Genomic DNA, 8,246 nt, shown 5'->3' on the forward strand with positions numbered 1-8,246 from the left:
TTGGCGATACTTCGTTGTTTCAGGATACGGTAAAACGATGTCTCAGGATATCAGATATTTCGGAGATATTTGTGGTGACCAATGAATCCCAGAAGTTCTTCGTTTTGGGGCAGATGGAAGAGCTGGGTCTGGATTTCCAAAACGAAAATCTGCTCATCGAACCTGAAGGAAGAAATACCCTGCCGGCCATCTATTTCGGGGTAAACGAAATAAAAAAGAGATTCGGTAAATGTGTTGTGGCGGTCTTTTCATCAGACCACATTATGGACATTGAAGCCATGGATGCCATAGCCGGTGCCGAACAACTTGCACTTGGATATATTGTGACCTTTGGGATTGTTCCCAAATCCCCTCATACCGGTTACGGGTATATCAGGCCCGGAGATACCGTTGGAATGGGGTATAAAGTAGCTGAATTCAAGGAAAAGCCAGACCTTGAAGAAGCAAAGCAGTATGTTGAGAATGGATACCTGTGGAATAGCGGGATGTTCCTGCTGGATACTGATGTGTTTTCGTCCGAGGTGGCAAAATATTCCCCGGATGTTTATGAAATGTTCAGAATGAACAGGGATATCAATAAGATATATCAAAATTTGCCTGCAATTTCCATCGATTACGGTATCCTGGAAAAATCTGACCGTGTAGCTGTCGTCAAGCTTGATTGTGCATGGAGTGATGTGGGTAATTTCGATGCTATGTACCACGAGTTCGATAAAGACGGGTCCGGGAATGTGGTATTCGGTTGTGATGATGAGTCTGTGGATTCTACGGGTAATTTGATCCAGTCCTCACAGAACAAGGTGGTCTCGCTGATAGGTGTTGATAATATGGTGGTGGTGGATACTCCGGATGCGCTCCTGGTATGTCCCAGAGACAGGTGCCAGGATGTGAAGGATGTAGTGGGTAAGCTGAAGGAGCAGGATGACGAGAGGGTGTTCCTGCACCGGACCGTGTACAGGCCGTGGGGGTCGTATACGATACTTGAGGACTGGGAGAGGTACAAGATAAAGCGGATACGGGTATTGCAGGGTAAGATCCTGAGCCTCCAGTTGCATTACCACCGCAGCGAGCATTGGGTCGTGGTCACGGGGACGGCGTGCGTTCAGGTGGATGGGAAGCGGTTCTACCTGCGGCAGGGTGAGAGTACGTTCATCAAGCCAGGGATTAAGCACAGGCTGTCCAATCCGGGCAAGTTTGCGCTGGAGATCATTGAGGTGCAGCTGGGTGAGTATGTGGGCGAGGATGATATTGTCAGGTACGATGATGAGTACGGGCGGGAATAGAATAGAATAGAATATTTATCATTTGATATATGGGCTTTATTATCTTCTGTGATAAATCAAAAACAAGAAAATCCTCCCTACTGTCGAATTAACTTGAGACCTTGGATTTTGTACAAGGTGTCCGACAAAATCGGACAAACACAAAGTTATACTTTATGTACAATGAAAAATGAATAATACACCTTGAATGTTAAAAAACGATTTTAATTATATCAGAAATACTTAATACAAATCGGTTTTAACAATATAACAAATGTTTAATACATATCGATTTTAATATGAAACCTAAATATATATTTCCTGAATAGTATTACAATATAACTATGCCAAAAACTGCTCTAATAACAGGAATAACTGGCCAGGATGGCTCTTATCTGACTGAATTCCTCTTAAAAAATGGATATGAAGTACACGGTATCATAAGAAGAGCGAGTACTTTTAATACAGAACGAATTGACCATCTTTATTCAGACCCTCACAAAGAAGAAACAAAGTTATTCCTGCATTATGGAGACCTCTCTGATGCAGGTCAATTGACGAATCTCGTCCATGATATCCAGCCTGATGAGATATACAACCTTGCAGCGCAGAGCCATGTCCGGGTCAGTTTTGACCTGCCTGAATATACGGGGGATATTACTGCTCTTGGAACAACCAGGTTTCTTGAGGCTATCAGGAAGAGCAATGTCGATACAAAATTCTACCAGGCTTCAAGCAGCGAGATGTTCGGGGATTCACCACCACCCCAGAGTGAAAACACCCCATTCAGACCAAGGAGTCCGTATGCAGCAGCGAAGGTGTATTCTTACTGGATGACCGCAAATTACCGTGAAGCATATAATATTTTCGCTTGTAATGGAATTCTTTTTAATCATGAATCTCCCAGGCGGGGAGAAACTTTTGTTACACGGAAGATCACAATGGCACTGGCCAGAATAAAGCTAGGTTTGCAGGATAAACTCTACCTGGGAAATCTTGAAGCCAAACGTGATTGGGGTTTTGCTAAGGACTTTGTAGAAGCAATGTGGTTGATGCTGCAGCAGGATGAACCTGGTGATTATGTCATTGCAACGGGTGAGACACATTCTGTTAAAGAGTTCCTGGATGAGGCTTTCAACTATGCCGGGCTGAACTGGCAGGAGTATGTGGAGATCGACCCACGATATTTCAGACCCACTGAAGTGGATGTCCTTGTTGGTGATACAGTGAAGGCAGAGAAGAAACTGGGATGGAAAGCTAAGGTCGGGTTTAAAGAACTGGTTAGATTGATGGTCGATGCTGACCTTGAGCGGGAAGAACTGCGGCAAAATGGCTATGCTAATTATGAACGGGATGAAAATTATGTCGTACCTTAAGGGTAAGAGGATAACTGTTACGGGTGGTGCGGGATTCTTAGGCAGGTATGTAGTTAAGAAGTTACAGGACAGGGGATGGGGTGATGTATTCATCCCAAGAAGTAAGGACTATGACCTTGTTCATATGGATGATGTGAAGCGTTTATATGCTGATGCTGAACCTGATATTGTTATACATCTTGCTGCTGTGGTTGGTGGCATCGGTGCTAACAGCCTGAATCCGGGGATATTTTTTTATGATAACCTGATGATGGGGGCACAGTTGATGGAACAGGGAAGGGTGCATGGGCTTGATAAGTTCGTGGCAATAGGCACCATCTGCTGCTATCCAAAGTTCACCCCGGTCCCTTTCAAGGAAGAAGACCTGTGGAACGGTTACCCTGAGGAGACAAATGCACCCTATGGCCTGGCCAAGAAGATGCTGCTGGTGCAGTCACAGGCCTACCGGCAGCAGTACGGGTTCAATTCCATATTCCTGCTGCCTGTGAACCTGTATGGTCCGGGTGATAACTTCGACCCCTGCTGTTCCCATGTGATCCCGGCACTTATTAAAAAATGTTTTGATGCAATGGAGAATGGTGAGGATGAGATCGTTGTCTGGGGAACAGGAGAGGCTACACGGGAATTTATCTATGTGGAGGATGCTGCCGAAGGGATTGTACTGGCTACAGAAAAATACAATAACAGCGACCCTGTCAACATCGGAGCTGGATTTGAGATATCTATTAAAGAACTTGTGCACCTGATCGTGGAGTTGACTGGATTTGATGGAACAGTGGTCTGGGATAGGACCAGGCCGGACGGACAACCCAGGCGGTGTCTCGATACTTCAAGGGCAGAGAAAGAGTTCGGGTTCAAGGCTAAATATAAATTCGAAGACGGATTAAAAAATATGATCGAGTGGTATAGAAAAACAAGGCAATAGATTGAATTTATAACACAAAAATGTACGAATAAAGGAACCCTCCATCCACGCAATGACCCTTTTACAATATTTGATGACAATGATATGGATGTGAGATTACATAGTGGAAACCATGAAACATATATTGACCCGGCGCGTGAAAGATCAGGGGTTCAGAAGCTGTTCAGAATGCAGATCAACTGAACTGGAATATTTTGGCAGGGTGTATATTGAAGGCGAGTTGTTCTCATTCCCCTACTGCAGACAATGCGGGCTGGTGCAATGGCATGTGGTGTCTGGTTTCCACCTGACCCTAGAAAAGCTGTATGAAGTGTTTCTTCAGCTGGCCGAAGAACTGGGATTATCCAGGGACGGAATCCTGGCAGGACTTGAACATATCAAGCAGAGAAAAGGTGATGAGGGGTATTCTGATGATGTTGTCATTTTAAGAGAGGTTTTTGAGATTTTATAAACTATTGTGAAAATTGATCAATTGACGTATTTTTGACTATTAATGACTGACGAAAAAAATGAATTCGAACTGGTGATCAGACCGCAAAAAGGCCTGTTCTCAATAGACCTGGCAGAGCTGATGCACTACAGGGAACTGCTGTATTTCCTTACCTGGCGCGAGGTCAAGGTGAGGTACAAACAGACCATTATGGGTGCATCGTGGGCTCTATTGCAGCCGTTGTTCACAATGATAGTGTTCACATTGATCTTCGGCGGTCTGGCAAAGATGCCATCCGAAGGTATTCCCTATCCGGTGTTCTCATATTCGGGACTGCTGCTGTGGATATATTTCTCGAACTCGGTATCCAGTTCAGGGAACAGTCTTGTGGGTAATTCAGCCCTGATATCGAAGATATATTTCCCCAGGTTGTTCATCCCCACCAGTGCATGCCTGTCAGGGCTGGTGGATTATGTGATCGCGCTGGTGATCCTGGTATTTATGATGATATACTACAACCTTCTACCGAATGTCAGCATTATCATGCTTCCCCTGCTTGTGTTTACCACCTTGATCCTGGCATCCGGGATCGGATACTGGCTGTCCTCTATCAGCGTGAAGTACAGGGACGTGCATTTCATTCTGCCCTTCTTCATCCAGCTCTTTATGTTCATATCTCCCGTGATATACCCCACGAATATTGTAGGTGAGAAGTACCAGTGGCTGCTGTATCTGAACCCTATGACCGGACTGATCGATGCACACAGGGCGGTGTTGTTGGGACATATGCCGGTAAACTTTGGGGCGCTGGGGATCTCGATGGTGATATCTGTGCTGATATTCCTGTCAGGGATCATGTACTTAAAAAAGACTGAAAAATATTTTGCTGATCTGATATAATGAAAAACAAAGACCCTATCATCATAGTAAAAAATCTCTCCAAGCAGTACAAGATTGGAGTGGATACCACCGACAAGACCTGTCAGAGAGCGTCACCACCACCCTGCGCCACCCTCGCAAAGATTTGAAAATGAAAAACTTCTTTTTGAAAAAAGTTATTAGCTGTAAAAACAATGGAAAGGAAGGAGGGCCATGCAGACAAGAACCGAAATAATAGCAAAAGGAGACGTTCAGAGGGTAGGATACAGGGATACCGTTGAGCGGGCGGCCCGTAAATTGAAGCTCACAGGCAATGTTTCGAACATTAAACCGTATGATGTCAGGATAATATGCGAAGGGGACAAAACAACTATTGATTCTTTTATAGAGCAGATCAGAATAAAAGAATATCCCATTGATGTGGAACATCTGGATATCAGCTTCCAGGATGCGACTGGCGAATTTGATTATTTTGAGATAATACGCGGCGATATGGCTGAGGAACTGGGAGAACGCCTCGATATTGCCAACGTTAAAATGACGCAAATGATTCAAAAACAGGATATAACGATTGAAAAAATGGATTATGATACATCAATGCTTAAGGATAATAATTCGATGCTTAAGGAAAATACCTCAATACTTAAGGACAACAATTCGGTACTTAAGGAAAATACTTATGTGCTTAAAGAATTCAAACATGAAACGGGTGAAAATTTAAACCGCCTTACAAATAGAATGGAAAAACATGATAATGATGCATGGGAGCGGATTTCTTCACTTACAGTAGAGGTTTCTGAAATAAAAGAGCGGCTTTCTCGTGTAGAATCAGCGATCAGTTAAAATTTATGCACTCCTGCGGAAATGGTTTGCTGCTGGCTGTGCGCCGTTTCCATCGGAATTTCATCTCTAAGTCTGTAAATCGGGAATAAAGCCTTGTATACTTTCGTTCCCGCCGCCCGCACCGACACCTTCCCGACCACCATCATCGAATCCATTTCTTGCTGCACCCCCGTTATCGCAACAGCAGTGGGCGGCATTCCCGAGCAGGTGCAGGACGGTTTCACCGGATATCTCACGCCGCCCGGGGATGTGGAGGCAATGGCGGGGCGGGTTGTGGAGCTGCTTGAGGATGAGGGGTTGAGACTGAGGATGGGGGAGCAGGCGGCTGATGATGCGAGGAAGAGGTTTGATCTGGAGAGGCAGGCGCAGGAATATCTGGATTGGTATGAGAAAATCACACGCGAAATGTTATTGTGTAGCGGCATCCAAAAAATGTTGATAGGGGAAGGGCTTTATAAAAGTAACTTAAATATTGTTATAACGAGGTCAAATAAAGATGGAAGCGCTATCTGTTGATATAGAGAACAAAATAAAAGCGTTAGTGAATGCAGGGTATTATTCAAACGAGATTGAAGTAATAAAAGATGCAGTTTTAAAACTATTTCGGGAGAATGCCGAGCTTAAAATTAGCGCAGCCATTGAACTTTATAAAAAAGAAGAAGTATCATTGAGCAAGGCTGCGGAGATTGCAGGGATGACCACTATCGAATTTAAAGAGATTTTAGGCAAGAGAGGATTTACCAGGGAGATAGAGGCAAGACCTGCTGAAGAAATGGACAAAAAGCTCGGGAAATATTTGTAACATGATATTCGATACCGATATATTAAGCATGCTTGGCAAAACAGGCAGGGCTGATTAGCTGAAAAAATTATTTCCAGACGATGATCTCATTATCACTTTTGAAGTATATAACGAACTGTTAAGAGCAAAAGAAGCAGGTTATGATTTTGTCAATGATATTTTGAAGCAAGGATTCAAGATAATAAATTTGGATTTCGATTTAATTCAAGAATATGAAATAAAAAAAGAAGAATTAAGAAATCTTCATTCAGGCGAATTGACCTCTATCCTTTTATGCAAAAGAGATGGTATGGATTTTGCCACTAACGATAAGAGAGCAAAAAGATTTTGCAACGACAATGGTGTCGATTGGTTAGATATTGTTGATATACTGAGGTTGTGCAATAAAAAAGATATACTTGATAAAAAAGAAATTGAAACCCTGATCAAGGATATTGAAAAATACGAGCGGACAAGAATTACGAAAGCAGACGAAATTTTTAGATAAGTTACGACTATTGAATATTATGACCCATGATCTTCAAGCTGTCCGCACAGACACACTCCCTACCACCATCCCTGAATCCCTCGGAGCATATGGACCCTGAGATATTGCTGGTGGATGAGGTGCTGGCTGTGAAGGATGCGGCTTCGTGAAAGAAAGAGCGGGGAAAGGTCAGTTGATGAAAATGGGGGGCGGGCCAGGTGAAGCGAAAAGGAAACCAGATATGCAATTCATAAGAAACGGATTCATATAGATTTGATGCTCATTATGTATTTTCCATCAAGCGGTTAAATTAAATACTATACAAATAAATGGGTATAATGATGCAGAAATGTTACAACATAATGGTTACAGGTAAAGTGCAAGATATTGGTTTTAGAGCTCTGATAGAGGATATTGCAAGAATTTATGAATTAAGGGGCTTTGCTTTTAATGATATTGACGGTAGCGTTAAAATGGTATGCTGTGGTGAGAATGGAGATATTGATAAATTTCTGGGGGACCTGCAGGCGAGAGGAAGTCAGAAAGGAATATTGATTGACGAAGTTTTAAAAGAAGTAATTCCTTTTCAAATGTATCTGCCTCAAAAATTTCTAAGGTTATATACTGATGAACTTGTAGATATTGGAAGAAAGCTGGATACTGGAAATGAAATATTAAAAGGGATTAAGAACGATACTTCGGCATTAAATGCTGGATTCGATTCTTTTGCAATAGAGCAAAGAGAACATAATCAATGGATGAAGGATTACAATTTACGTCTTGAGAAAATTCTTGGAAAAATTGCTGAAAAATAATTCCATATATTATATATTTTAAAGCCATTGCTCTGAAATGGAACCTGAAATTCAATATGAATTATAACTTTGTTACTGAACTTTAATGTTCAGTTGATGAAGGATGGAAGAAACAGGTTTGTTAATAATTTGTAAAAATCTTAGAGGGCCTTTGCGCTCTTCGCTGTGTAACATTATATAAATAATATATTTTAACAGCCATGGCCGCACTCCACCGGCACAACATCTTCAAAATCAACCCAACACAACTTTAAAATCCGTGTAGCTCATTGTTAATCCGTGTCTAAAAACAATAAATCCAATAAAACCTCAACCTGAAAAAATGTCTCAACCAATAATCGAAGTCAAGAACCTCTCCAAACAGTACAAGATTGGAGTGGACACCACCTACAAAACCCTGTCAGAGAGTGTCACCACCACCCTGCGCCACCCGTTACAAACATTAAAG

Annotated in this window: 10 protein-coding genes; all 10 read left to right on the forward strand. The window is 42.5% G+C overall.

The genetic code is table 11. The annotated features are described in order from the left end of the window. Positions 1-1,283 (forward strand): mannose-1-phosphate guanylyltransferase/mannose-6-phosphate isomerase (locus K0A89_12360; protein MBW6519277.1); only part of this gene is annotated, 1,283 nt, incomplete at its 5' end. A gap of 323 nt (positions 1,284-1,606) precedes the next feature. Beyond that, the gene (gmd, locus tag K0A89_12365; GenBank protein MBW6519278.1) at positions 1,607-2,638 is read left to right on the forward strand and encodes a GDP-mannose 4,6-dehydratase; all 1,032 of its coding nucleotides are present in this window, start codon (positions 1,607-1,609) and stop codon (positions 2,636-2,638) included. Next, a complete protein-coding gene (locus tag K0A89_12370; GenBank protein ID MBW6519279.1) occupies positions 2,625-3,563 on the forward strand; it encodes a GDP-L-fucose synthase in 939 nt (312 codons plus the stop codon). Before gmd ends, K0A89_12370 begins: the two co-directional genes overlap by 14 nt. Before the next feature lie 112 nt (positions 3,564-3,675). Continuing rightward, on the forward strand, positions 3,676-4,014 hold the full coding sequence (locus K0A89_12375; protein ID MBW6519280.1) for a hypothetical protein: 339 nt from the start codon (positions 3,676-3,678) through the stop codon (positions 4,012-4,014). 42 nt (positions 4,015-4,056) lie between these two features. After that, positions 4,057-4,893, forward strand: a complete 837-nt coding sequence (locus K0A89_12380; protein MBW6519281.1) for an ABC transporter permease — start codon at positions 4,057-4,059, stop codon at positions 4,891-4,893. Positions 4,894-5,085: 192 nt separating this feature from the next. Further along, entirely contained in the window at positions 5,086-5,715 is a 630-nt protein-coding gene (locus K0A89_12385; GenBank protein MBW6519282.1) for an acylphosphatase, read from the forward strand. Positions 5,716-5,808: 93 nt separating this feature from the next. Continuing rightward, on the forward strand, positions 5,809-6,231 hold the full coding sequence (locus K0A89_12390; protein ID MBW6519283.1) for a glycosyltransferase: 423 nt from the start codon (positions 5,809-5,811) through the stop codon (positions 6,229-6,231). Next, positions 6,212-6,517, forward strand: a complete 306-nt coding sequence (locus K0A89_12395; GenBank protein MBW6519284.1) for a UPF0175 family protein — start codon at positions 6,212-6,214, stop codon at positions 6,515-6,517. The genes K0A89_12390 and K0A89_12395 overlap by 20 nt, the downstream gene beginning before the upstream one ends. A 160-nt stretch (positions 6,518-6,677) precedes the next feature. After that, the gene (locus tag K0A89_12400) at positions 6,678-7,004 is read left to right on the forward strand and encodes a hypothetical protein (protein ID MBW6519285.1); all 327 of its coding nucleotides are present in this window, start codon (positions 6,678-6,680) and stop codon (positions 7,002-7,004) included. A 341-nt stretch (positions 7,005-7,345) separates the two neighbouring features. Continuing rightward, on the forward strand, positions 7,346-7,798 hold the full coding sequence (locus K0A89_12405; protein ID MBW6519286.1) for an acylphosphatase: 453 nt from the start codon (positions 7,346-7,348) through the stop codon (positions 7,796-7,798). Positions 7,799-8,246 lie beyond the last annotated feature (448 nt).

Source organism: ANME-2 cluster archaeon, assembly GCA_019429385.1.
Taxonomy (GTDB): domain Archaea; phylum Halobacteriota; class Methanosarcinia; order Methanosarcinales; family Methanocomedenaceae; genus Methanocomedens_B.

What these genes read in the sequence shown, in the direction of transcription:
- gmd (MBW6519278.1), top strand. Translation starts at nt 1,607, where the DNA reads ATGCCAAAAACTGCTCTAATAACAGGAATAACTGGCCAGGATGGCTCT.
- K0A89_12370 (MBW6519279.1), top strand. Translation starts at nt 2,625, where the DNA reads ATGTCGTACCTTAAGGGTAAGAGGATAACTGTTACGGGTGGTGCGGGA.
- K0A89_12375 (MBW6519280.1), top strand. Translation starts at nt 3,676, where the DNA reads ATGAAACATATATTGACCCGGCGCGTGAAAGATCAGGGGTTCAGAAGC.
- K0A89_12380 (MBW6519281.1), top strand. Translation starts at nt 4,057, where the DNA reads ATGACTGACGAAAAAAATGAATTCGAACTGGTGATCAGACCGCAAAAA.
- K0A89_12385 (MBW6519282.1), top strand. Translation starts at nt 5,086, where the DNA reads ATGCAGACAAGAACCGAAATAATAGCAAAAGGAGACGTTCAGAGGGTA.
- K0A89_12395 (MBW6519284.1), top strand. Translation starts at nt 6,212, where the DNA reads ATGGAAGCGCTATCTGTTGATATAGAGAACAAAATAAAAGCGTTAGTG.
- K0A89_12405 (MBW6519286.1), top strand. Translation starts at nt 7,346, where the DNA reads ATGGTTACAGGTAAAGTGCAAGATATTGGTTTTAGAGCTCTGATAGAG.